The organism is Actinosynnema sp. NPDC023587, from assembly GCF_040640215.1.
Classification (GTDB): domain Bacteria; phylum Actinomycetota; class Actinomycetes; order Mycobacteriales; family Pseudonocardiaceae; genus Actinosynnema.
Window position 1 is genome coordinate 230,963 of sequence record NZ_JBFABG010000003.1, and the last position, 23,137, is coordinate 254,099.

The 23,137-nt window shown below is 70.9% G+C and carries 25 protein-coding genes and 2 tRNA genes; 11 read left to right on the forward strand and 16 right to left on the reverse strand.

Annotated features, from left to right (window positions below; genetic code table 11):
- Positions 1 to 61: 61 nt before the first annotated feature.
- Complete coding sequence (locus AB0G01_RS09800) at positions 62 to 871, forward strand: SAM-dependent methyltransferase (protein ID WP_360941949.1); 810 nt, start codon at positions 62 to 64, stop codon at positions 869 to 871.
- 6 nt (positions 872 to 877) lie between these two features.
- Complete coding sequence (locus AB0G01_RS09805; RefSeq protein WP_360941952.1) at positions 878 to 2,911, forward strand: diguanylate cyclase; 2,034 nt, start codon at positions 878 to 880, stop codon at positions 2,909 to 2,911.
- On the opposite strand, the gene AB0G01_RS09810 is transcribed toward AB0G01_RS09805, so the two are convergent.
- The 5 genes from AB0G01_RS09810 to AB0G01_RS09830 form a co-directional block, all read right to left on the reverse strand.
- Positions 2,908 to 4,266: an NAD(P)(+) transhydrogenase (Re/Si-specific) subunit beta gene (locus AB0G01_RS09810; RefSeq protein ID WP_360941955.1), complete on the reverse strand. Its 1,359-nt coding sequence runs from the start codon at positions 4,264 to 4,266 to the stop codon at positions 2,908 to 2,910. The two genes, AB0G01_RS09805 and AB0G01_RS09810, sit on opposite strands and share 4 nt — an antisense overlap.
- On the reverse strand, positions 4,263 to 4,538 hold the full coding sequence (locus AB0G01_RS09815) for an NAD(P) transhydrogenase subunit alpha (RefSeq protein WP_360941958.1): 276 nt from the start codon (positions 4,536 to 4,538) through the stop codon (positions 4,263 to 4,265). Before AB0G01_RS09815 ends, AB0G01_RS09810 begins: the two co-directional genes overlap by 4 nt.
- Entirely contained in the window at positions 4,535 to 5,644 is a 1,110-nt protein-coding gene (locus AB0G01_RS09820; protein ID WP_360941961.1) for an NAD(P) transhydrogenase subunit alpha, read from the reverse strand. The genes AB0G01_RS09815 and AB0G01_RS09820 overlap by 4 nt, the downstream gene beginning before the upstream one ends.
- An 81-nt stretch (positions 5,645 to 5,725) precedes the next feature.
- Positions 5,726 to 6,877 (reverse strand): nitric oxide synthase oxygenase, encoded by a 1,152-nt coding sequence (locus tag AB0G01_RS09825; RefSeq protein ID WP_360941964.1) that lies wholly within the window; start codon positions 6,875 to 6,877, stop codon positions 5,726 to 5,728.
- Between the two features lie 233 nt (positions 6,878 to 7,110).
- Positions 7,111 to 8,199 (reverse strand): FAD-dependent monooxygenase, encoded by a 1,089-nt coding sequence (locus AB0G01_RS09830; protein ID WP_360941967.1) that lies wholly within the window; start codon positions 8,197 to 8,199, stop codon positions 7,111 to 7,113.
- Positions 8,200 to 8,302: 103 nt separating this feature from the next.
- Here AB0G01_RS09830 and AB0G01_RS09835 point away from each other — a divergent pair, with 103 nt between their 5' ends.
- On the forward strand, positions 8,303 to 8,896 hold the full coding sequence (locus AB0G01_RS09835; RefSeq protein WP_360941970.1) for a TetR family transcriptional regulator: 594 nt from the start codon (positions 8,303 to 8,305) through the stop codon (positions 8,894 to 8,896).
- A 21-nt stretch (positions 8,897 to 8,917) separates the two neighbouring features.
- Here the strand turns inward: AB0G01_RS09835 and AB0G01_RS09840 are convergent, their stop codons facing one another.
- The 3 genes from AB0G01_RS09840 to AB0G01_RS09850 are packed head-to-tail and all read right to left on the reverse strand — an operon-like array spanning position 8,918 to position 10,886.
- The gene (locus tag AB0G01_RS09840) at positions 8,918 to 9,157 is read right to left on the reverse strand and encodes a helix-turn-helix transcriptional regulator (protein ID WP_360941973.1); all 240 of its coding nucleotides are present in this window, start codon (positions 9,155 to 9,157) and stop codon (positions 8,918 to 8,920) included.
- Positions 9,154 to 10,008, reverse strand: coding sequence for an ABC transporter permease (locus tag AB0G01_RS09845; RefSeq protein WP_360941976.1), 855 nt, complete (start codon positions 10,006 to 10,008; stop codon positions 9,154 to 9,156). The genes AB0G01_RS09840 and AB0G01_RS09845 overlap by 4 nt, the downstream gene beginning before the upstream one ends.
- Complete coding sequence (locus AB0G01_RS09850; RefSeq protein WP_360943272.1) at positions 10,005 to 10,886, reverse strand: ABC transporter ATP-binding protein; 882 nt, start codon at positions 10,884 to 10,886, stop codon at positions 10,005 to 10,007. The genes AB0G01_RS09845 and AB0G01_RS09850 overlap by 4 nt, the downstream gene beginning before the upstream one ends.
- 318 nt (positions 10,887 to 11,204) lie before the next feature.
- Between AB0G01_RS09850 and AB0G01_RS09855 the strand changes: the two genes are divergently transcribed.
- Positions 11,205 to 12,401, forward strand: coding sequence for a cytochrome P450 (locus AB0G01_RS09855; RefSeq protein WP_360941979.1), 1,197 nt, complete (start codon positions 11,205 to 11,207; stop codon positions 12,399 to 12,401).
- Entirely contained in the window at positions 12,401 to 12,592 is a 192-nt protein-coding gene (locus AB0G01_RS09860) for a ferredoxin (RefSeq protein WP_360941982.1), read from the forward strand. The genes AB0G01_RS09855 and AB0G01_RS09860 overlap by 1 nt, the downstream gene beginning before the upstream one ends.
- A gap of 68 nt (positions 12,593 to 12,660) precedes the next feature.
- Here the strand turns inward: AB0G01_RS09860 and AB0G01_RS09865 are convergent, their stop codons facing one another.
- The 3 genes from AB0G01_RS09865 to AB0G01_RS09875 form a co-directional block, all read right to left on the reverse strand.
- On the reverse strand, positions 12,661 to 13,008 hold the full coding sequence (locus tag AB0G01_RS09865) for a type II toxin-antitoxin system PemK/MazF family toxin (RefSeq protein ID WP_360941985.1): 348 nt from the start codon (positions 13,006 to 13,008) through the stop codon (positions 12,661 to 12,663).
- Positions 12,995 to 13,225 (reverse strand): ribbon-helix-helix domain-containing protein, encoded by a 231-nt coding sequence (locus AB0G01_RS09870; RefSeq protein WP_360941988.1) that lies wholly within the window; start codon positions 13,223 to 13,225, stop codon positions 12,995 to 12,997. The genes AB0G01_RS09865 and AB0G01_RS09870 overlap by 14 nt, the downstream gene beginning before the upstream one ends.
- Before the next feature lie 258 nt (positions 13,226 to 13,483).
- Positions 13,484 to 14,341, reverse strand: coding sequence for an NAD(P)-binding domain-containing protein (locus tag AB0G01_RS09875; RefSeq protein WP_360941991.1), 858 nt, complete (start codon positions 14,339 to 14,341; stop codon positions 13,484 to 13,486).
- Between the two features lie 88 nt (positions 14,342 to 14,429).
- On the opposite strand from AB0G01_RS09875, the gene AB0G01_RS09880 reads away from it, so the two are divergent.
- The 3 genes from AB0G01_RS09880 to AB0G01_RS09890 are packed head-to-tail and all read left to right on the forward strand — an operon-like array spanning position 14,430 to position 16,244.
- The gene (locus AB0G01_RS09880; RefSeq protein ID WP_360941994.1) at positions 14,430 to 14,816 is read left to right on the forward strand and encodes a helix-turn-helix domain-containing protein; all 387 of its coding nucleotides are present in this window, start codon (positions 14,430 to 14,432) and stop codon (positions 14,814 to 14,816) included.
- 21 nt (positions 14,817 to 14,837) lie between these two features.
- Positions 14,838 to 15,479, forward strand: coding sequence for a Crp/Fnr family transcriptional regulator (locus AB0G01_RS09885; RefSeq protein ID WP_360941997.1), 642 nt, complete (start codon positions 14,838 to 14,840; stop codon positions 15,477 to 15,479).
- A 51-nt stretch (positions 15,480 to 15,530) separates the two neighbouring features.
- Entirely contained in the window at positions 15,531 to 16,244 is a 714-nt protein-coding gene (locus tag AB0G01_RS09890) for a hypothetical protein (protein ID WP_360942000.1), read from the forward strand.
- A 10-nt stretch (positions 16,245 to 16,254) separates the two neighbouring features.
- Here the strand turns inward: AB0G01_RS09890 and AB0G01_RS09895 are convergent, their stop codons facing one another.
- On the reverse strand, positions 16,255 to 17,433 hold the full coding sequence (locus AB0G01_RS09895) for a transporter substrate-binding domain-containing protein (RefSeq protein ID WP_360942003.1): 1,179 nt from the start codon (positions 17,431 to 17,433) through the stop codon (positions 16,255 to 16,257).
- A gap of 821 nt (positions 17,434 to 18,254) precedes the next feature.
- On the opposite strand from AB0G01_RS09895, the gene AB0G01_RS09900 reads away from it, so the two are divergent.
- Positions 18,255 to 18,503: a hypothetical protein gene (locus tag AB0G01_RS09900; protein ID WP_360942006.1), complete on the forward strand. Its 249-nt coding sequence runs from the start codon at positions 18,255 to 18,257 to the stop codon at positions 18,501 to 18,503.
- Positions 18,504 to 18,661: 158 nt separating this feature from the next.
- Complete coding sequence (locus AB0G01_RS09905; RefSeq protein ID WP_360942009.1) at positions 18,662 to 20,242, forward strand: TIGR04141 family sporadically distributed protein; 1,581 nt, start codon at positions 18,662 to 18,664, stop codon at positions 20,240 to 20,242.
- A gap of 361 nt (positions 20,243 to 20,603) precedes the next feature.
- Here AB0G01_RS09905 and AB0G01_RS09910 read toward each other — a convergent pair.
- The 3 genes from AB0G01_RS09910 to AB0G01_RS09920 form a co-directional block, all read right to left on the reverse strand.
- Positions 20,604 to 20,681: transfer RNA gene (locus tag AB0G01_RS09910), tRNA-Ile, on the reverse strand.
- Between the two features lie 86 nt (positions 20,682 to 20,767).
- Positions 20,768 to 21,613, reverse strand: a complete 846-nt coding sequence (locus AB0G01_RS09915; RefSeq protein WP_360942012.1) for an oxygenase MpaB family protein — start codon at positions 21,611 to 21,613, stop codon at positions 20,768 to 20,770.
- 290 nt (positions 21,614 to 21,903) lie between these two features.
- Positions 21,904 to 21,975 (reverse strand) — tRNA-Asn (locus AB0G01_RS09920).
- A gap of 138 nt (positions 21,976 to 22,113) precedes the next feature.
- Here AB0G01_RS09920 and AB0G01_RS09925 point away from each other — a divergent pair.
- Entirely contained in the window at positions 22,114 to 22,356 is a 243-nt protein-coding gene (locus AB0G01_RS09925; RefSeq protein ID WP_360942015.1) for a hypothetical protein, read from the forward strand.
- A gap of 25 nt (positions 22,357 to 22,381) precedes the next feature.
- On the opposite strand, the gene AB0G01_RS09930 is transcribed toward AB0G01_RS09925, so the two are convergent.
- The gene (locus tag AB0G01_RS09930) at positions 22,382 to 23,128 is read right to left on the reverse strand and encodes a trans-aconitate 2-methyltransferase (protein ID WP_360942018.1); all 747 of its coding nucleotides are present in this window, start codon (positions 23,126 to 23,128) and stop codon (positions 22,382 to 22,384) included.
- Positions 23,129 to 23,137: the final 9 nt, after the last annotated feature.

A 23,137-nucleotide genomic window follows, 5' to 3' on the forward strand; every position in this document is an offset into this window, starting at 1 on the left:
CAGTAACCTCTGCGCGCGGGTACCGGTTTCGGTCCCCGCCACCTGGAATAGGGGTTGTGGCGTGACGGAACGCTCGGGCTGGGTACCGGACGGCGTGGACACCGGCCTGCCCAGCGCGGCGCGGCTGTACGACTACCTGCTCGGCGGCGGCCACAACTTCGCGGCGGACCGGGCGCTGGCCGAGAAGTTCCTCCGGGCGCAGCCGAACGCGCGCACGATCGCGCGGCTCAACCGGTCGTTCCTGCGCCGCGCGGTGCTGTACCTGGTGGGGCGCGGGGTGCGCCAGTTCCTGGACCTCGGCTCGGGCATCCCGACGGTCGGCAACGTGCACGAGATCGCCTGGCGGGCGGCTCCGGAGGCGCGGGTGGTGTACGTCGACTACGAGGCCGTGGCGGTCGCGCACAGCCGGATGATGCTGGCGCACGACGAGCGGGCGGCGGTCCTCCAGGAGGACCTGACGGACCCGGACGCGGTGCTGGCCGCGGCCCGGCGCACCGGGCTGCTGGACCTCGCCGAGCCGCTCGGCCTGCTCACCGTGGGGGTGCTGCACTTCGTGGCACCGGAGGACGACCCGGCGGGGGTGCTCGCGGCCTACCGGGACGCGGTCGCGCCCGGCAGCGGGTTGGCGTTGTCCCAGTTCACGGCGGACCTGCAACCGGTGGAGATGGCCGGGATCGTCGAGGTGATGAAGAAGAGCACGAACCCCGTGCACCCGCGCTCGCTCGCGGAGATCACGGAGTTCTTCGCCGGTTTCGAGATCGTCGAGCCCGGTGTGGTGCCGCTGCCGCTGTGGCGTCCGGAGGAGGGCGCGGTCGGGGAGGTCGACCCGGCGCGGGCGGGCATCCTGGCCGGGGTCGGCAGCAAGAGGTGAGCTCCCGTGACGCCGTCCGCTAGAGCCCGGCGGCGGGAGCTCGCGCGCAGGTGGATGCGGGCCGTCTGCCCGACGGCCTACGTCCCGCTGTCCCCGGTGGAGATCGAGCTGTTCCTGCTCGACCTGGTGGACGTGGTCACCGACGCCGTGCGGGCCGAGCCGTTCACCCCGGACGCGGTCGCCGACGTCGGCCCGCGGTTGGTGCGCGGCCACTTCAGCGGCCAGGAGACCCTCCAGCGCACGGTCGACGTGCTCGGGCCCGCGCTGCTGCGCGCGCCGGAGCTGCGGGACGTGCCCCGGCTCGCGGAGCGGGTCGTGGCGGTCGTGGGCGGCATCGGCGCGGGGTTCGCGGTGGCGAGCCGGCTGGACGCCTTCGACCGGCAGGAGGAGGTCAAGCGGGCGCTGGTGGTGGCGGCGCGGCAGGCGGAACGGGTGCTGGAGGTCGGCGAGACCCGGTTCAGCGCGGTGTTCGGCACGTCGCCGTTCGGCATCGCCGTCACCGACCTGCGCGGCGTGTGCGTGGAGGCGAACGCGGCGCTGGGCGAGATGGTCGGCGTGCCGCACGCGGCGTTGACCGGCCGCCGGCTGCTCGGGCTGTTCCACCCCTCCGACGCGGAGGCGCTGTCCGCGATGTACCGGGCGGCCGGCGCGGGCCGGGTGGACCGGTTCCGCGAGCAGCGCAGGCTGGTCCGCGAGGACGGGGAGCCGGTCTGGGTGCACCTGGCCGTGTCGCTGCTGCGGGACGCCGACGGCGGACCGGCGTTCCACGTGACGATGGCGGAGGACGTCACCGAGCTGCACCTGTTGCGGAAGAACCTGGACCACCAGCTCCTGCACGACTCGCTGACCGGGTTGTCGAACCGGCAGCACTTCGCGACCCGGCTGGAGGCGATGCACGGCGCGTCGTCGGGCGGGATCACCCTGTACCACCTGGACCTCGACGCGTTCTCGGTGGTGAACAACGGCTTGGGCCACGCGCTCGGCGACCGGGTGCTCCGCGAGGTCGGCCGGCGGCTGGCGGCCCTGGTGGCGGGCGAGGACGCGCTGGTGGCCCGGATCGGCGGGGACGAGTTCGCGATCGTCGTGGCCAACGGGCCGGGCACGCCGGCGGTGCCGGAGATGGTGGAGCGGATCAACGACGCGCTGGCCGAGCCGCTGGACTCCGGCGCGGCGCTGTCGGCGAGCATCGGCGTGGTGGACCGGCCGTCGGCCGACTGGGGCGTCGACGAGCTGATGCGCGCCGCGAACGCGACCCTGCACCGGGCGAAGGCGCACGGCAAGCGGCAGTGGCTGCCCTACGACCGGCCCGCGGACACCCGGTCGCGGACCTGGCTGGCGCGGGCCGCGCGGATGCCGGGCGCGCTGGCCGACGGCGAGGTCGAGGTGGAGTTCCGGCCGGTGGCGGACCCGGGGTCCGGGCGGCCGGTGGGGTACGTGGCGCGGCTGCGGTGGGACGAGCTGGGGCACGAGGAGTGCGTGGGGCTGGCCGAGGTCAACGGGTTGTCGCTCGTGCTGGGCCGGTGGGCGCTGCGCGAGGCGGCCGAGGCGGCGGCCGGGTGGTCGGCGGGCGCGCTGCACGTGGAGCTCTCGCCGATGCAGTCGCGGGACGAGGACCTGGTCGGCACGGTGAAGCGGGTCCTGGAGGAGACCGGCTTATCCGGTGCCGGGCTGCGGGTCTTCCTGGACACCCGGTCGATGCTGGTCGAGGACGGCGACAACGCGCAGGTCCTGCGGGACAACGGGATCGCGGTCGGGCTGGCCGGCTTCAACGGCGGGCAGGCCGAGCTGTCGCTGGTCGGCGAGCTGGCGGTGGACGCGCTGGTGCTCGCGCCGTCGGTGGTGCGCAGGCTGGCCGCGCAGCGGGAGTCGTTGCCGCACCGGGCGATCGGGCAGATGGTGCGGGCGATCCGGGAGTCCGGGATCGCGGTGTTCGTGCCGGACGTGCCGACACCGGACCTGGCCGCCTGGTGGCACGGGGTGGGCGTGGACGGCGCGTACGGCGGGTTCACCGGACCCGCCGTCCCCGGCTACGAGCTCTAGACCTGCTTCACGGCCGCGAGCAGCTTGGTCAGCGAGTCCTTGGCGTCGCCGAACAGCAGGGTCGTCTTCGGGTGGTAGAGCAGGCTGTTGTCCACGCCCGCGAACCCGGGCCGCATCGAGCGCTTCATGAACACCACGGCCTTCGCCCGGTCCACGTCGAAGATCGGCATCCCGTAGATGGGGCTGGTCGGCTCGTCCCGCGCACCGGGGTTCACCACGTCGTTCGCGCCCACCACCAGCACCACGTCGACGCTGCCGATGCCCGGGTTGACGTCGTCGAGCTCCTTGAGGTGCTCGTAGGGCACGTCCGCCTCGGCCAGCAGCACGTTCATGTGCCCCGGCATCCGGCCCGCCACCGGGTGGATGCCGTAGTCGACGTTGATGCCGCGCGCTTCCAGCAGTTGCGCCAGTTCCCGCGCCGCGTGCTGCGCCTGCGCCACGGCCAGGCCGTAGCCGGGCACGACGAGCACGGAGTGCGCGTAGCCCAGCAGGATCGCGACGTCCTCGACCGTGCCGGAGCGCACGGTCCGCTGTTCGCCGGCCACCGCAACCTGCGGCACGGCCTTGAACGCCCCGAACAGGATGTGGGCCAGCGAGCGGCCCATCGCCTGCGCCATCAGCCGGGTGAGGATGGTGCCGGACGCGCCGACCAGCGTGCCCGCGACGATCAGCAGCGTGTTGCCCAGCACGTAGCCGGACGCCGCGACGGCGAGGCCGGTGAAGGCGTTGAGCAGCGAGATCGCGATCGGCACGTCCGCGCCGCCGACCGGCAGCACGAACAGCACGCCGAGCGCCAGGCCCGCCACCGCCAGCAGCCACAGCAGCGCGGTGGAACCGGTGACCAGGGTGGTCAGCGCCAGCACCGCGCTCAGCGCGGCCACGCCGAGGCCGACCCACTGCCCGGCCGGCAGCAGCACCGGCCGGGTGGTCATGATCTCCTGGAGCTTGAGGAACGTCAGCACGCTGCCCGAGAAGCTGACCGACCCGATCAGCACCGTCAGCACGGTCGCCACCAGGTAGAGCACGCCCGCGTCGCGCCCCTCCAGGAACTCGGCGAGGGCCACGAGCGCCGCCGCCGCGCCGCCGACCCCGTTGAACAGGGCCACCATCTGCGGGATGGCGGTCATCTTGACCTGGCGGGCGGCCGGGATGCCGACGACCGTGCCGAGCACGACCGCGACGAGGATCGGCACCGAGTTGCCCGGCACCGTGACGAACGCGGTGACCACGGCGAGCGCCATCCCGCCCGCGCCGACCAGGTTGCCCAGGCGGGCGTGCTTCGGCGTGCTCAGGCCCTTGAGCGCCAGGATGAAGCACAGCGCGGCGGCCAGGTAGGCGAGCTGGACCCACGTCATCGCTTGTGCCCCTTGAACATCTCCAGCATCCGGTCGGTCACCACGAAGCCGCCCACCACGTTGATCGTGGCGAGGAAGACCGCGAGGAGGCCGAGGACGAGGGTGAGGGCGTCGTGGGCCTGGCCGGTGATCAGGATCGCGCCGACCAGGATGACGCCGTGGATGGCGTTCGCGCCGGACATCAGCGGGGTGTGCAGGATCGTGGAGACCTTCGAGACCACCTCGAAGCCCACGAACACGGCGAGCACGAAGATCGTCAGCAGCTCGATCACAGCAGCTCCCTGGTGGGCGCGTGGCGGACTTCGCCGGCGTGGGTGAGGCACGCCCCGGACAGCACCTCGTCGGTCAGGTCCGGTTCGACCCGGCCGTCGGCGGTCATCAGCCCGAGCAGGTTGGCGACGTTCTTCGCGTAGAGCCGGCTGGCGTGCCCCGGCATGCCGCTGGGCAGGTTGCGCGCGCCGTGCACGAGCACCTCGCCCACCCACACGTCCTCGCCGGGCGCGGACCCGACGACGTTGCCGCCGGACTCGGCGGCCAGGTCGACCACGACCGAGCCGGGCGGCATGGCCTTGAGCATGTCGGTGGTGACCAGGACGGGCGCTCTGCGGCCCGGCACGGCGGCCGTGGAGATGACGACGTCGCTGGCGGCGACCCGCTCGGCGATGAGCTCGCGCTGGCGCTCCAGGAAGGCCTCGGACTGCTCGGCGGCGTAGACGCCGTCCTGGGACTCCAGGTTGAGCTCCAGGAACTTCGCGCCCAGGCTGCGGACCTCCTCGGCGGCGGCCTTGCGCACGTCGTAGGCCTCCACCACGGCACCGAGCCGGCGCGCGGTGGCGATCGCCTGGAGGCCGGCCACGCCCGCGCCGAGGACGAGCACCTTGGCCGGGGGCACGGTGCCCGCGGCGGTGGTGAACATCGGCAGGAAGCGCGGCAGGTACCCGGCCGCCAGCAGGACGGCCCGGTACCCGGCGACCAGGGCCTGCGAGGACAGGGCGTCCGCGCTCTGCGCGCGGGTCACCCTGGGCAGCAGGTCGAGGCTGAAGGAGGTGACCCCGCGCTCCGCGAGGACGCGGACGAGGTCGAGTTCGGTGGCGGGTTGGAGGAAGCCGACGGTGATGTCGCCCGCGCGGAGCAGCCGGGCCCGGTCCAGGTCCAGCGGCTGCACGGTCAGGACGACGTCGGTGGTGCCGGCGGGGTGGTCGGGGATGATCTCCGCTCCGGCCGAGCGGTAGGCGGCGTCCGAGGCGTGGGCGTGACGGCCCGCCCCGGACTGCACGTCCACCGCGAGACCAGCGCCGATCAGCGAGGTCACCGTTTCCGGCAGACCGGCCACGCGGCGCTCAGCGGGCCGCGATTCCGCGGGGATGCCCACTTTCACAAGAACGCACGGTAGTCGATCAAAGGTGATCCACACCACACCGTGCCGTTCACTTTAACCGGACGGACGTACTGCACCCCGTCAGTGGATCACCGGGCACACGCCTTGCGTGTCGCCGGGGAAGAAGTTCGGCACCAGCTCGCGCTTGTCGTAGTAGCGGTGGAACACGCTGGTGATGCCGCTCGACATGGGCGGCACGATCCACGTCCAGTCCGTCGGGCAGGATCGGCCGGCCTCCTCCTCCTTGCGCAGGTGGGTGAGGAACCGGTCGGACTCGGTGTGGTGGTCGGTGATGGTGACCCCGGCCTCGGCGAACGAGTGCAGCACCGCGCGGTTGAGCTCCACCAGCACCCGGTCCTGCCACAGGGTCTGCACCCGGGAGGTGTCCAGGCCCATCCGGCGGGCCAGGTAGGGCAGCAGGTCGTAGCGGTCGCGGTCGGCGAAGTTGCGGGCCCCGATCTCGGTGCCCATGTACCAGCCGTTGAACGGCGCGGCCGGGTAGTCGACGCCGCCGACCCGCAGCCGCATGTTGCTGATCACGGGCACCGCGTGCCACTTGAGGCCGAGACCGGCCAGCCACGGGAGTTCGGGGTGGCTCATCGGGACTTCCAGCACGGCGTCGCGGGGCAGCTCGACCACGGCCGGCTCGACGTCCTCGCGCTCCACGATCAGCGGCAGCAGGTCGAACGGCCCGCGCCGGACCGGTGGCCGCCAGCCCCGCGCCAGGGCGTGGTCGGTCAGCTCGGCGTTGCGGCGGTCGCCGAGCACCCCGCCGTCGCGGCCCCGGTAGCCGGCGTAGCGGACGAGCTGCTCGTTGCGGATGCGCGGACCGGGCCGGCCGGGTTCGTCGGGGGCGAAGACGGTGATGACGGGACGCACCTTCCCGTCGTTCGTGGCGAGTTTCAGGTGTTCGACGCACTCGTCCGCGACTTCTTTCGGATCGCGCAGATCGCGCAGGTCCCGGACCCGGAGGCTGCGCCAGTAGAGACGTCCGATGCAGCGCGCGCTGTTGCGCCACGCGACCCGTGCGCCGAACACGAGCTCGGCCGGTGTGTGCCGGTACGTGCCGGTGGCGGCGACCTCGCCGTGCACCTCGGCCAGGCGGTGCTCGACGGGTCCGGCTTCCGGGTGCTCGGAGTGGTGGAGACGGATGAACTCGTCGGCCTCCGACAGGTCGACGGCGTTGGCGCGAAGGGGGATGGCGGCAGCCGGACAGGCGGGGACGGGGGCCATGGCGGGACACCGTAGTTGCCCTGCGGGGAGAACGGCACCGCCGTGCCGGGCATCGGACGCCGACACACCTGGCGACCGATGCCACACAGTGAGTGCTTGATCCGGCAAAAGGGTGACGAATCCTGCGAAAACGAGTGATATTAGATCGTTATCCACCCGAATCATGGCAGTGATTCGTGATCTACATCACGGCTGCTTTGTCCCTGCTTTGTCCCTGCTATGTCACTGATATGTCACTGGACGGACGCCAGCGCCGGAGGGCTCCACCCGGTGAACCGCTCCACCCCCTTCACGACCGCCCACCCGGGCACCGCGCGCATGGCCAGATCACGAGCCGCGACCACCGCCGGATTCCGCAACCGGAACCCGAACCGCCCCGCCAGCCGGGAAGCACGGGCGACCGCCTGGGTGCGCGGCCGGCGCTCCCGGTCGTAGGCGTCCAACGCCGATGGGACGTCGGAGAACCGCGCGCAGGCGGCGGCCAGCACCACGGCGTCCTCGAACGCCATGCAGGCACCCTGTCCCAGGTAGGGCGTCATCGCGTGCGCGGCGTCCCCCACCAGCACCGCGCGTCCGGAGACGTAAGACGGCAGCGGCGCGCCCAACTCGTAGATGTCGTGGCGCAGCACGGAAGCAGGCGGCGTCGAGTCCAGCAGTGCGGGGATCGGCGCGTGCCACTCCCCCACGACCGCCCGCGCCGCCGCCAGCTCGTCGCCGGCCGACCCGCCGGCCGGCGCGCCCGTGGCCGCGTACCAGCAGACCCGCCCGTCCCCCAGCGGCAGGACCCCGAACTCCGCGCCGGCCCCGACCGTCTGGGAGAGGGCGAGCCCCTGGGGGAACCGGGCCTCGGTGACGCTCCGCCACGCCGTGACCCCGGCGTACACCGGTTCGGTGACACCCGGGAAGAGCGCTTCCCGGAGCCGACTCCGGACACCGTCCGCGACCACCACCAGGTCACCGTCGAGCGAGTCGAGATCGGTCACCTCCGTCGAGGTGACCAGGCACGACGCGGGCAGCGCGGACCGCAGCACCCGGTGCAGGTCGGCCCGGTGGACGGCGACGACCCGCCCCTCCACCTCGGGCCCCAGCCGGTTCAGCGGCCGGCCACGCGAGTCCATCAGCCGAGCCGCACCCCGAGGGGTGCCGACCCGCCGGACCTCGTCCGCCACCCCCAGCACCTCCAGGGCGCGCAGGGCGTTGGGCATCACCCCGATCCCGGCCCCCACCTCCCCGAACGACGCGGACCGCTCGAACACCACCACCTCCCACCCGACCAGCCGCAACGCCACCGCGGCGGCCAACCCGCCGAGTCCGCCCCCCACCACCACAGCCCGTCGCCCGACCCCACCCGGACCAGTCACAACCCCACCCCACTTCTACACCTGTAGAGATCGCTACTCTACAGGTGTAGAAGGAGGTACGAGAATGACCGAGCGCGTGACGCTCATCGCCGACACCGCCATCGACCTGGTGGCCACCCGGGGCATGAGGGGGCTGACCCACCGCGCGGTGGACGCCGAAGCCGGCCTGCCCCAGGGCTCGACCTCCGCCTACTTCCGCACCAGGAAGGCGTTGATCGAGGCGGTGGTGGCCCGCCTGGCCGCGCTCGACCTGCGCGAGGCCGCGGCGGCGGACCTGCCCGGCGACCCGGACCCGGAGCTCCTGGCCCCCGCCATGGCCGCCGTGCTGGACCACTGGATGACCACCGCCAGGAACCGCACCCTCGCCCGCTACGCGTGCCTGCTGGAAGCCACCCACCACCCGGAGCTGCGCGGCATCCTCGGCCACGGCACCGAAGCCAGGGCCCGCGCCGCGCAACTGCTGGAACGCGCGAACGTCCCCGACCCGGACCGCCAGGGCCGAGCCCTGGTCGCCTACCTGGACGGCCTCCTGTTCGACCGCCTGGTGGGCGCGGGAGCCCTGCACGCCCCACCACCGGGCAGCCCGGAGAGCCGGGCGGAGCTCACCGACGCCGTGCGCACCGCCCTGCGAGCCGTCTTCCACACCCGCGACCGCTGAACCGCACCGCCGGAACCGACCTCAAGCGGGCTGCGACGAACTGCCCAGGCGCGGGAACGGGTCGGTGGAGAAGACGACCTCCACCGTCACCTCGAAGTACTGCGCGATGCGCAGCGCGAGGTACAGGCTCGGGCTGTACTCACCGCGTTCCAGGTACCCCACGGTCTGGTAGTGGATGCCCAACGCCTCGGACAGCTCCCGCCGCGACACCCCGCGCTCCGCGCGCAGCATCGCGATCCGGTTGAAGACGGTTTCGCTCACCCCACGCCCCTCTGGAGCGCGGCCTGCCGCCGCTGCTCCATCTCCGCCCCGGACTCCCGCCGGGCCATCCGACGCAGAATCGTAGGCGCGAGCAGGAACCCGACCACCGCCCACACCCCCAGCACGCCGAACATCTCCAGCACGCGCCACGACCCGCCGATCTCGGCGGCGGCGGCCGACTCGGGCAGCAACGCCGACCGCGTGCCCAACCCGAGCCAGTAGACCGGGAACACCTGGGCCACGACCTGCGCCCACCCCGGCATCGCCGAGATCGGGTAGAAGATCCCGGAGATGGCGATGATCGGCATCATCGGCAGCATGGTGTAGCCCATCGCGCCCTGCGGGCTCTTCGCCAGCGAGCCGACCACCGCGCCCCACGGCAACGTGGCCAGCATCCCGACCGCGAGCACCGGCACCGCGTACAGCAACCCGCCGACGCCGACCCCGGCCAGCCCGCCGACCAGCAGCGCGCCGGGCAGGAACACCAGGAGCAGCCCGAAGAACGTGTCCAGCGAGGTCTGCGTGACCCTGCCGACCAGGTACCCGGTCATCCCGTTGGGCACCGCCTTGGCCCGCAGCAGCGTGCCGTCCTCCCGGTTCATCGCCAGCGCGCCCGCCGGGCCGACCAGGCCGGCGAACGCCACCGACATCCCCAGCATGCCGGGCAACGTCAACGCCGCCAACGACAACGACGTCCCCTCGACGGTCGTGTCGCGCTGGAACCACAGCACCGCCAGGAACCCGACCGACGTGAACAGGTTGAAGAACTGGTCCGCGCTGGCCAACGACTGCCGGAACTCCCGCAGACCCCGGCTCACGCCCAGCCGGACGGCGTAGACCGTCGCGTTCACAGCGCCACCACTTCCTCGTTCCCGCTCATGGCGGCCATCCCGCTCTCGTACCGCTGCACGAGCGTCAGGTACGTGTCCTCCAACGTGCTCCGGCGCACCTCCAGGTCCGAGATGCCGGTGCGGTGCTGCCCGAACAGCTCCCGCACGAACGCGGTCGCGTCCTCGGTCGCGTGCACGTGCCGCCGGCCGTCCCACGTCCAGCGCACCTCGGTCTGCCCGGCGACCTGCCTGCTCAACTGGTCGGGGCTGCCGTCGGCGATGATCCGCCCGCCCGCCAGCACCAGGATCCGGTCGGCCAGCTTCTCCGCTTCGGCCAGGTCGTGCGTGGTGAGCAGGATCGTCATGCCCTCCAGGTCCGACAGGCGGTGCACCAGGTCGTGGAACTCGCGCCGCGCGTGCGGGTCGAAGCCGGCCGTCGGCTCGTCGAGGAACAGCAGCTCGGGCTTGCCCACGATGCCGATCGCCACGTCCAGCCGCCGCCGCTGCCCACCCGACAGCTTCGACACCTTCTTGGTCGCGTGGTCCTCCAGGCCCACCGTCCTGATCAGCTCGTCCGTGTCGAACGGCCGGTCGCGGTCCGGTGTGCGGTACGGGACGTAGTACCGCCCCAGGTGGTCGAGCAGGTCCCGCACCTTCCACCGCGCGTGGTCGCGCCAGGACTGGAGGACGACCCCCAGCTTGGCCCGCCACGCCTCGTCACCCCTCGCCGGGTCGACGCCGAGCACGCGGACGTGCCCGGCCGACGGGAGCCGGAACCCCTCCAGGATCTCGATCGTGGTCGTCTTGCCGGCCCCGTTGGGGCCCAGCAGCGCGACCACCTCGCCCCGCCGGGCGGCGAAGTCCACTCCGTGCAGCACGTCCGCGGTGCCGTAGCGCATCCGCAGATCGCGCACCTCGATGACCAAGACCCACCCCCTCCTCGCCGAGGTCCGCGGGTCCGCGAGTTCGCCCCGCGCAGGTCCGGACGGGTCCGGCGTCCGGACCTCTGCCGGACGCCGCACCCCGTCCCAACCTGCCCGGAGGCCCCCCGGCACACCCTCCGGACCCATCCGACTTACCGACCAATTTGTAGCACATCTGCTATCAGCCGTACTACAAGACCTCCCCCCGCACCCTTTCGGCCTATTTGCTTCACGAGTTCGTGAATCTTCTGTAGCTTGCAAAGTAGGTCCCGAACACAGTGGGAGGTGTGCGAGATGACCGAAACGCTCCATTCCGAGCTGCCCGTCCAGCGCAGCACGGCGTTGGACCCGCCCGCACGACTGGGGGAACTCCGCGCGACGGAGCCGATCAGCCGGTTGCGCTACCCGGACGGGCACGAGGGGTGGCTGGTGACCAGCCACGAACTCGCCCGCGCGGTGTTAGCCGACCGCAGGCTGAGCAACCGGGCCGAACTCCAGCACTCGCCGATCAGGGTGGGCGGCCAGGCCGTGCCCATCCCGCCACCGGCCAAGCCCGGCATGTTCCTCAACATGGACGGCACCGAGCACGCGCGGTACCGCAAGCTGCTCACCGGGCAGTTCACCGTGCGGCGGATGAACCAGCTCATCCCGCGGATCGAGCAGATCGTCGCCGAGCACCTGGCGGCGACGCGGGCGCAGGGCCCGGGGGTCGACCTGGTCGAGGCGTTCGCGCTGCCCGTGCCGTCGATGGTGATCTGCGAGCTGCTCGGCGTGCCCTACGAGGAGCGCGAGGCGTTCCAGCGCGACACGAGGGAGGGCTTCAGCCTGGACAACGACTTCGCGGAGGTCATGGCCGCTTTCGACCGGATCGAGCAGTACGTCGCGGACCTCGTCGCGCGCAAGCGGGAGACCCCCGGCGACGACATGCTGACCGGTTTGATCGAGACCGGCGAGCTCACCGACGAGGAGGTCGCCAACATGGGACTCCTCCTGCTCATCGCCGGCCACGAGACGACCGCGAACATGATCGGCATCGGGACGCTGGCCCTGCTGGAGAACCCGGACCAGCTCGCCGCGCTCCGCGCCGACCCGTCGCTGATCGACAACGCCGTGGAAGAGCTGCTGCGGTACCTGTCGATCATCCAGATCGGCCCGGTGCGGGTCGCGCTGGAAGACCTGGAGCTCGGGGGCGTCCGGATCAGAGCGGGGGACAACATCACGCTCTCGATCTCCGCCGCCAACCGCGACCCCGAGCGGTTCCCGGACCCGGACCGCCTGGACCTGCGGCGGCCGGCCGCCGGGCACGTGGCCTTCGGGCACGGGGTGCACCAGTGCCTCGGGCAGCAGCTCGCGCGGATCGAGATGCGGGTGGCCTACCACGCGCTGCTCCGCGAGTTCCCGGACCTGCGGCTCGCGGTACCGGTCTCGGAGGTGCCGATGCGCGTCGACATGGGGATCTACGGCGTGCACAGCCTCCCGGTCGACTTCTGATGAGGGTCGAGGTCGACCCGGACCGCTGCGCGGCCTCCGGGATGTGCGCCCTCACCGAGCCCGCCGTGTTCGACCAGGACGAGGTGGACGGCACCGTGGTGCTGCTCGACCCGGCCGCCGTCGGCCACGAGCGGGAGGCCCGCGAAGCGGCACACCTGTGCCCGGCGGGTGCCATCACCGTCACCGGGTGACCAGGGCGGTCGTCGAGGAACCTCGGCGACCGCTCCACTTCTGCACCGCGCGGCCCGCGCTCCCCGCCTCACAGCGCGAGGTGCACCCGCAGGGCCTCGTCGAGCTTCTTGAGCACCGCCGGCGGCAACTCCCCGATCCGGGTGCGCAACCGCACCGCCGCGACCGTCCGCACCTGCTCGGCCTGCGCCTTGGAATCAGCGCCGAGCCCGCACTCCTTGGCCGGCAACAGCACCTGGAACGGGTACACCCGCGCGGTGTTCGAGGTGATCGGCACGATGGTCACGACACCCCGCCCGCCCCGCCCGGCGACCCGGTTCGCCGCGTCGTTGCTGACGACGACGGCCGGTCTGATCTTGTTCGCCTCCGCACCCACGGACGGCTCCAGATCGACCCAGTAGACCTCACCTCGGCGCATCGACGACACCGTCTGGCGTAGTCACGTCCCACATCTCGGCTTCACCGTCGGCTTCCCACTCGTCCCACGCCTGGGCGTAGGCGTTCTCCAACCCTGCTTCCCGCAGCAGGGCGATCGCCCGCTGGATCACCGACGACCGCGACGCACCGCGATGTTGCACAAGGTAATGATCAACGAACTCTACGTCTTCCTCCGGCAGACTCACACTGATTTTCACACCGCCGATGCTACCGCCAGTACTACCGGGTGGCCACCGCCCCGACGCCACCGCTCTCACCCCTGCCGCCGCTCGTACAGCCCGCGCACGCCGGTGGGCGACCTCGACGTTGCCGGGGTGCGCGGACGCCGCGATCGACCGCACCGGCGGAACCGGAGTGGCTGGGGCGCGAAGCCGGGCGGCGGGCGCAGGTGACCCCCGGGCCCCGGCCCCTGAGCCCCTCTCCCCCTCACCCCTCACCCCTCTCCCCCGGCCCCCTCACCCCTGACGGAGTTGCTCGATCACCGCCGCGTAGTCCGACCCGGCGTGGCCGTCCGCCACCGCCCGCTCCATCAACGACCGCACGTGCTCCAGCAACGTCGTGTCCACCTTGCGGACCTGCGCCGCGTGGATGAGGTGCCCGGCCGCCGACAACTGCATGTCCAGCCGGGCCGACCTGCTCGCGTACTCACCGCTGTCCACCTGCTCCGCGATCGAGTCCAGGAAGGACGCCGTGCCGACCAGCATGTCCCGGGCCAACGGCGTGAACCGCGCGGCGGACACCCCTTCCCGGCCCACCAGGGCGGTCGCCTGGAGGTACCCGGTCATCGCCGAGTACATGATCCCGAGCAGCGCGGTGTCGTACAGCGCGGCCGAACCCGCGTCCGCGCCGAGGAACCGGATGTCGCCCAGCACGTCGAGGGTCGACCGGTGCTCCTGGAAGGCGTCCGCCGACCCGCTGACGAGGATCAGGGAAGTCGGGTCGCCGATGCCCTCCGGGTTCACCATGAGCCCGCCGTCGAGGTAGGCGGCACCCCGCGCGGTGATCCGCTCGGCGGTCTCCCGCCCCTGCTCGGGGGTGCCCGTGGTGAGGTTGACGACGGTCTTCCCGGTCAGGTCCCCGACCAGCACGTCCTCCGCCGCGCGGTAGTCCAGCACGCACACCACCACCAGCGGGCTCGCCGCCACCGCGTCCGCCGCCGACGCGGCCGTCGTCGTGCCCGCCGGTCCGGCCCGGTTCGACCGGGTCCACGTGGTCGTCGGGTGGCCGGCGCGGCCGAGCGCGTCCGCGAGCGCCACGCCCATGAGGCCGAGTCCGAGCACGGTCACCGGCTGCTTCCGCTGTTCGTTGGTCACCGGACCATCGTCAGGGGGGCGTTTAGACTGATCAAGTACGCACAATGAAGTAACCACGCACCTCGGAGTAACCAGGGGGAGCCGGCCGATGACGCGGAAACGGCTGTACGAGTGCGGTATCGACGCCGCCGTCGACGTGATCGAGGGCAAGTGGAAAGTCCTGGTGCTGTGGGCGCTGGCCACCGGCGGCAAGCGCTTCGGCGAATTGAAGCGGGGACTCCCCGGGGTGAGCGAGAAGGTGCTGACCCAGCAATTGCGCGAGATGGAAGCGGACGAGCTGGTGCACCGCCGGACCTTCGCCGAGGCGGTGCCCCGGGTGGAGTACTCGCTGACCGAGGTCGGCCGTTCGCTGAACGAGGCGTTGGAGCCGTTGGGCGAGTGGGGAAGGCGCAATCGGCCCCGGATCGAGGCCGCACGCGCCCACCTCTCACCTGAACGTGTGAACACCGAGGATTCCGCCCCACAGCGGGGTTGACGATCGGCACGATGGTGCGCCATGCCGGACCACGCAGCCGACCGAGGCCGGGCGGAGATCCGCTCCGCCGGGCGGCTCGCGCCGTTCCACAAGGGCGACCGGTTGATCACCGCCGGCACCCGCAGTGACGAGGTGCTGCTGGTCGACCTCGGCCTGCTCAAGGCGCTGCTCCCCGGGCCCGGGGTGGAACCGCTGGTCGGCCTGCTGGGGCCGGGGGACCTGATGGGCGAGATCGGCGTGATCAACGGCCGGCCGCGCAGCGCGCACGTGATAGCGCTGTGCGAGGGCAGGGCCGTGCACCTCGCCGCGAGCACGTTCCTGAGGCTGCGCGCGCGGAGCGAGGACGTGCGGGCGCTGGTCGACCAGACGAGCCTCAAGCGCCAGCACGACGCCGACGACCGGCTGCTCGCGCACACCCGTGACGTGCCGTTGAGGGTGGCCGCCGTACTCCTCAAGTGGGTGACCGAACGGGGTCACCGGACCGAGGCCGGGCTCCGGCTGGACGGCCTGAGCCAGCGCGACCTGGCCGACGCCGTGGCCGCGTCGGAGAAGAGCGTCGAGACCGCGCTGGGCGGGTTGCGCGCCAGGGGGTTGCTGCGGACCGCGCGGATGAGCTTCACCCTCCCCGACCCGCGCGCGCTGGCCCGGATATTGGACGCCTGACCGCAGTTCAAGGGAGAGCGACCCCGGTCGGGCGGTGGACAATCACCCGACATGGAGCTACCTCGGCACCGGGCCCTGCTCGGCGTGGACGTGATCGGTTCGGCGCGCAACGAGGGCCACGACCTGGAGCCCGTGCGGGCGGCGGTGGACGGGCTGGTCCGCGACGCCCTGACCACCGCCGGCATCTTCCGGTCCGACGTCGTGGAGTGGGAGTCGACCGGGGACGGCGTGCTGATCACGTTGCCCGGCAGGAAGTTGGGCGCGGTGCTCGACTCCGCGCACCACCTGGACGAGCTGGTCGAGGCCCACAACCGCGAGCGGCGACCGGACATCCGACTGCGGCTGGCCGTGGAAACCGGTCCGGTCGGACCGCACCCCGGCCTGTACGCGCCGAAGATCTCGTTGTGCAGGTTGTTGAACGCCGCGTCGTTCAAAGACCTGACGGCCCGCTGCACCGGGATGAACACCGCGCTCATCCTCTCCGACCAGGCACACGGTGCTGTGTTCGGCGGTGACTACACGCGCCACGTCAGGCGAACCCAGTTCGGTCCCCTGGACATCCGCGAGAAGGAGTACGCCGCCACCGCGTGGGTCCGAATCCCCGGCTTCGACACCCGCCACCCCGGACCACCCGTCTCCACGGGCACCTCGGCCGTCCCGGAACCGATCGGGCGAATCTCGAACGTGGTGCACGGATCGGTCCACGGCGTCCAGGCCGGCATCGTCTACGGCGGAATCACCCTCCACCATTCGCCTGCTCCATAAGACGGTGCGATCAGCCGCAGTACTCCATCCTCGCGTTGTCCGGCTTGTGCCACCCGGATTCCACCTTCAAGTTCTGCAAGTTCCGGTAATAAGCCTCCTGCCAGCCGTCCTCCCCGGTGCTGTCCAGGAATTCGTTGATCGCCTCACTGAGTGATCGGCACACGTTGGGGTAGTTGTTCGGGATGGCGATCCCGTACTTCTCGGTCGCCTCGAAGCTCGGCTCGTCCGGGTCGAAGGTCTCCTCGCCGGAATTGCCGTCCCGCAGCGTGCCCGAGCTGTAGGCGCGGAGGATGCTCCAGTCCGACGAGATGAACTGGTGCTCGGTCCCGCCGTGGAAGAACCGGTCGACGCAGGTGGCCAATTCGTCGTCCTTGTCGACCACCAGGTCGTTCGACTTCCGCGCGCCGGCGAACTCGTCCATCTCCCTCAAGCCGGTCGTCCCGTTGACCGCGCACCCGTGGTACGGCCCGCTCACCCGCCGTTCCTCCTTGTCGCCGTTCCGCCAGATGGTGGACACGTCGAGGTAGTACGGGCCGGCCATGTCGAAGTCGGCCAACCGGTCGTCGTTGATGGAGAGCGTCGAGATGACCAGGTCGACCGGTTTCGCACCGCTCGCCGCCAGTTTGCCGTCCCACTGGTGCAGGCGCTCGTACTGGTTCAGCAACACGTACTCCACGTCACCGAAGCCGTACTTCTTCTTCAAGAAGTTCACGAGACTGACGTCGAACCCGACGTACCCGTCCAGGGCTTCATCGCTCCAGCCCGGCAACTTGCCGTTGATCCCGATGCGCAGCGGTCTGTCTTTCGCGAGGTAGGCGGCGGGGTCATCCTTCGGCTTCGAAGGCGGGATGATCGGCCAGAAAACGGTGACGACGAGCAGGACAGCGGACAGGGCGTACGAGAGGAGGTGCCAGGGTAAAGGCACAGCGGAGACGAGGTCGCGAGCTCTGCGACCACCTAGAACCTGGAGGCGGTATATCAGCAGTGCCACCACGATCGCCAGGACGCCCAGGACCAGCCCGATGACCGGGGCGAGTTTCTCGGTGATGGGGCTCGCCAGGACGACCCGCCCGAGGAAGATCGACAGCGCGCCGGCCGGGACGATCCAGAGCAGCTCACCACGTACGGAGCGGCCGAAAGAGCCGATGTTTTCGACAGGCGGGGTATCCACCATCTGTGGTCCAGTCACCGGATCAGGCTAGTTGCCCCGAAGGGTCCGCACCATCGACTTGAGGTTACGAGTTCATCGCCGATCACGACCGCCACTATCGAATTCACAAACCTACGCCGACAACGCCGACGCCCACAGATGAACCACGGGAACGATGCCGGCCAATAGAAACGCACGGCGCGAAGCAAGCGCTTCCCTGACCGGACTGCGGCCACCACACCCGCTTCGAGGCCAGGAAGGTCCGGACACGGGTCGAAACGATCCCAGCGACGAACGTTGATCGCTGCGCGACGAGCGGTCACCCCCGCGTTGGGCGGACGGTGCCGACCTGGTCACCCGCCTCCGCACTCGGTCTCTACGCTCGGTAGCATTCCACGCTTAATGGGAATATCGATCACAGCTCTGCGGAATCTTCACTCGATCGAGTGAGGAATGACACTGCCGCGCGCTTGAACTGACCGGTAGGAAATCTGAGGGTATCCACGGGCCACTCAGTCGCGCTGGAGACCACACGATCGGCAGCGCCGATTGGGTCACGCCACTCGGCGCTCGTCACCGGCTACTCGGCGCAGGGGCACCTTCAGAGCGGGACACTGACCCGTTGGGTGCGTCATGCTCAATATGCCGTCACACACGGCATATGGAATAAACGCGGCCCCCTGCGCGAACAAGGGGCCGCAGCGTCCCCACCCATCTCCCTGGCCTAGCAACCAGAAGATCCTTCGGAGGAACAACTGTTGAGTGTAGAGCCGTCCACCTCACCATGCCCAGGTTTCGGGCACACACAGCCGGGTGAGTTCACCCGTACAGGCGTTCGGTCCAGCCTGGCCCTTCACCACGTGCCCGAACTGGGCGACCTGCGGCACGCTGAGCCGCACACCGGCCGCAACCCGTTGGTGTGCAAGGAAAACCGCTGCTCCAGCACGGTCGCCTTGCGCCACCGGACACGAGTCCTGCTCGGCCTGGCCGTGCCCGGTCTCCTCGTCATCGTGGTGCTGCTCGGCAGTTGGTCGATCGTCTCCCTGGGGCTCGTCGCCGTGTGCGCGATCCTCACGTTCCTCGACTGGCCGACACCTGCTTTGGCGTGAGCACCTGAGTCTGCTTTCGCAGACGTCCCTCCGGCATCTCACTCGACACCACCGCGACGGGTGCACCCCCGCGCCTCCCCCCGGCTCGCCCGTGCGCCCGTCGCGGTCCGCAGAAAAGGATTTCCGCTTTGGCCCGCCAACCCCTCCCCTGCGCCCCGATGACGATCTACCGATTCGCCGGGGGCCAACCTCCCCGGCAGTACTTCGCCTTCTCCGAAGGCGTCATCATCGAGTACGACGGCCCGACCGCGATCGCCGGCGTGCAGGCCCACCTGGTCGCCGGTGCCCGCGCCGTCGACGCCGCCTCGTGGGGCAAGCACGTCGCCGGGATCACCGGTGAGCACCTGGAACTCTCCGCCTACCTGCCCTTCACCCTCATCGTGGTGCCGGTCCGCGAGTGGGTGGTGGTCGCCGCCTCCGGCAGTGGCCGCCGCCTGCTCGACGACCTGCGGTCGGACGAGGGCTTCGGGCTCCGGTACGCCCTCCGCAGGCTCGACCCGACCGGACTCCGCACGGTCGGCAGCCACCTCCTCGACATCTCGGCCCGCGTCACGCAGACCTCCTCCCCCTCCGGCAGCACCGTGCCGGGCTTCCGCATCGAGCCCGCCGGCGAGCAGCACCAGATCCGGGCGGGTGATTCGCTCACCATCCAGATCGGCAACTCGCCCGAGACGTTCCTGGCCGACCTGGAGGAGCTCTGCCGCGTCGTGGAGGAGAGCGACGAGAACTCACCGCTCCGCTTCCTGCCCCAGGTGCGCCCCCTCGGCGACGACGACCCGCTGATCCCCGATCTCGAGGGCCGCCTGGCCGTGGCCCTGGGCGGTGACGACCGGTTCGGACCGCTCGGGTTGTGCCGGCCGTCCGCAGCGGCGTCGGCGATGGACGAGGCGAACTCCTTCTACACCAACAGCGTGGGCGGGCTGGGTCCGATCGACCTCGACGCCGACCTCGACATCGAAGCCGTCACCGAGCGCTTCGCGTCGATCCCGACCTCGGTCCGGGTGAGCGAGCTGCACGACAGCCGCCTGATGCCGTGCGCCGACGAGCACGGCGAGGAACTGCTGACCCGCCCGATCCCGATGGACCGCTGGATCGCCTTCGAGACGACGATCGACACCCACACCTACTGCCTGCACCAGGGGCGGTGGTACGAGATCGGCCAGGACGCCGTGCGGCAGGTGCGGAGTCAGGTGGCCGAGCTCCTGGCGAACAAGAGCGACCTGGAGTTCCCGCTCTGGACGCCGACCGGCAAGAGCGACGACGAACACCGCTACTGCGAGAAGGTGGCCCTCCAGGACGGGTACCTCTGCCTGGACAAGAGCTTCGCCCACACACCCATGCACCCGACGTTCGAGCTGGCCGACGTGATCGGCCCGAAGAACGAGGTGGTCCACGTCAAGTGGCCGGCACGGGCCACGGCGGCCAGTCACCTGGTCACCCAGGCCCGGGTGTCGGCCTGGGCACAACGCCTGGAGCCGGCCGCGCTGGAGCAGCTCGACGCGAAGGTGCGCCTGATCGACAGCCGGCGACGCGTCGCGGAACGGCCTCGGGTGGTCGTGCTGGCCATCGCCGGGCGGCAGTGGGAGGTGAAGCAGCTCTTCACCCTGTCGATGGTGGACCTGCTGCGGCTCAACGAAGACCTGCACCACCACGGGGTCGAGTTGCAGTTCGCCGACATCCCGTTCGTGGCCAAGAAGTCAGGGCGCAGCGCGCCGCAAGCGGACGGCGAGGCTGCCTAAGCGAACCAGGCAGGTGGTGTCGGCAGCCGTGAACGGCCCGCCGACACCACACCTCCCGTCTGGATCAGACCCGCCTGTTCTCGCCCACCCCATTCACACGACAGCGCAAGAAGGGACCTCTGTGACGTTGTGGCTGAACCTCGCCACGGCAACGCTTCAGACCGCCGTCGCAGCTCTAGCCGTCACATCGGCAGTTCTGCGAGTTCGACGCGCACGACGTGGCGACCACAAGTGATCACCGACGCCTGAGCGTGGCCAGCGGGCCGTCATGCCGATGACAGCATGACGGCCCGCCGCGACCAAGAGAGGAAAACCACGCACCGTGAAGAACTTTCGGTGCGTGGTTCAAGGGGGACACACATGGTGGGGCGGGTGGGGTTCGAACCCACGACCTGACGGATTATGAGTCCGCTGCTCTGACCAGCTGAGCTACCGCCCCCCTGATGTGCGGTTCAGGAGAGTACAGATCAGCGGTCCCCGCGTCTCGGCAACCCGGCAGCACGTGACCAACCCGTGTGCAAGCCGCTACGGGGCTCCGAGGTCCGACGGCTGGTAGCCGGCCGGGTAGCCGGGGTAGGTGCGGTTGCCCGGGTCGTTGGTCAGGCCCGGGGTGCGGCGGGGTGGGAGGTGGCGGACGAGGCGGGCCCTGAGGCGCAGGGCGCTGCGTTCGAAGGCTCCCAGCCACGGCGGGGGCGCGGTGAAGCCGAACGCCCGGACCATGCGCTCGTCCAGCAGCGCCACGACCGCCCGGGACGTCACGGCCCTGGGCACTGGGTACCAGGAGCAGAACAGGTCCAACGTGTACTGGCCGATCCGGCGGTTCGTGTCGTGGTAGACGAATTCGCGTTCCTCGTACACCCTCTTGAACGCGCGGAACTCGTCGTAGTCGTCCGGCAGGTCGCGGATCGCCATGCGGGTTCCCACGGCCCGGTAGAAGTAGAACGCCCCCAGGCGCTCCTGCGTGGTCAGGGGACGCCAGCCGTACCGTTCCAGCCAGTCGATCGGCTCGTACACGAACGTCGACAGCACGTACTTCATGTCGTCGTTCGCGATGTCGTACCGGCCGTGCAACCGGTTCACCACGCGCAGCGCCTCCTTGCCCCGGGGCGAGTCGTAGCCGTTGTCCACGAGTTCGGCCATGAGCAGGGCGGTGTCGTCGTAGCGCTTCTGCGTGCGCCGCTCGAACTCGCCGGTCCTGGCGAGGAGCCCGGAGATGGAGGGCACGCAGTAGGTCTTGAAGAGCGCGAACTCCAGGGAGCGCACGTAGTCCCACGGGAACTCGTAACCGGACGACACGCGCAGGATGCGCTGGTGGTCGTGCACGGGGTCCAGGGACTCGATGAGGCGGCGGTTGGCATAGCGGTCCGGCATGGGCACAGCCTGCCGCACGGGGAGGACGGGAGAGGGAGGCGAACGGGTGGTCTCGTAGACGCCCCGAGTCACCTGCGAAACGCGGGTCTCGCGGCCGGGGGATCACCCGGACGTGTGATCTTCGGCGCGCTCGCCGGGCCGTCGGCAGGTTTCGCGCACGGGCTCACCGGCCACCCTGCGGGCGACAGGACCGGGATGCGACACCGAGCGGAAGAGACCGGATGATGCGCGGCACGGCCAGAAAAGTTCAGCCCCCGTCCGGCGCGGACGGGGGCTGACCCGGGAAGATGCTCCCCCTACTGGATTCGAACCAGTAACCCTTCGATTAACAGTCGAATGCTCTGCCATTGAGCTAAGGGGGAATGTTCGGTTGTCTCGCCGGGCCTCGACGGCCTGACGGGACATAACTCTAGCGCATCCGGAACAGTACCTGCACAGACCCCCCTCCCGATCCGGCAGGATGGGATGTGACCAGGCACTTTGGCAGCAGAGGAGACCTCATGAAGGGCATCCTGTTCGGGGCGGCCGTCGGCTACGTCCTCGGGGCGCGCGCGGGTCGCGCGCGGTACGACCAGATCGCCCGCGCCTTCCGCGCCCTGGCGGACCACCCGGCGGTGCAGGGCGCGGCGGGGATCGTGCGGGCCAAGGTGGGCGAGAAGACCGGTTTCAAGCGGCGCTCGGCCACCAACGGGCACCGGGCCGACCCCTATCGACGGGACCCGGTGATCCCGCGCGCCAACTAGCGCGGCCGGAGCGCGGCGGGAGCGGCTAACGCACCCGCGCCACGGCGAAAACACGCCGGAACGGGAACCATGTCGTGCCGTCCGGGCGTTGCGGGTACTCCGCGCGCAGCAGGGGTGCCAACCGGGCTCGGAACTCGGCCCACGCGGCATCGTCGAGCGCCGCCCGCACCGGCCGGAGGGTCGTTCCCGTGAGCCACTCCAGCACCGCGTCCGTCCCCGTCAGCCGCTGGAGGTAGGTCGTCTCCCAGGCGTCCACCTCGGCGGCGGCCAGGACGTCCGCATAGCCCTCCGGACCGAGCACCGGGGACACCGGCACCAACCCAGTCAACCAAGGCCAGGAGCGGGCGATCAGGGCCCGGGTGACGGCGTGCGACGGGGCGTCGGAGTTGCCCGGCACCTGCATCCCCAGCCACGCCCCGGACGGCAGCGCGTCGACCCACCGCCGCACCAGCGCCTCGTGCCCCGGCACCCACTGCAACACCGCGTTGGTGACCACGACGTCCGTGTCCGCCCCCGGCATCCACGTCGTGACGTCCTGGACCCGCGCGTCGAGACCGCGCTCCCGTGCGGCGGCGACCATCTCCGGCGACGAGTCCAGGGCCTCCACGACCGCCGTGGGCCACCGCGTGACCAACGCCCCGGTCAGGTTCCCGGGCCCGCATCCGAGGTCCACGACGCGCCTCGGCGACACCGCCCCGATCCGGGCGACCAGGTCGTGGAAGGGCCTCGACCGGTGGTCGGCGAACGCGAGGTACCGCACCGGGTCCCACATGCGACGCAC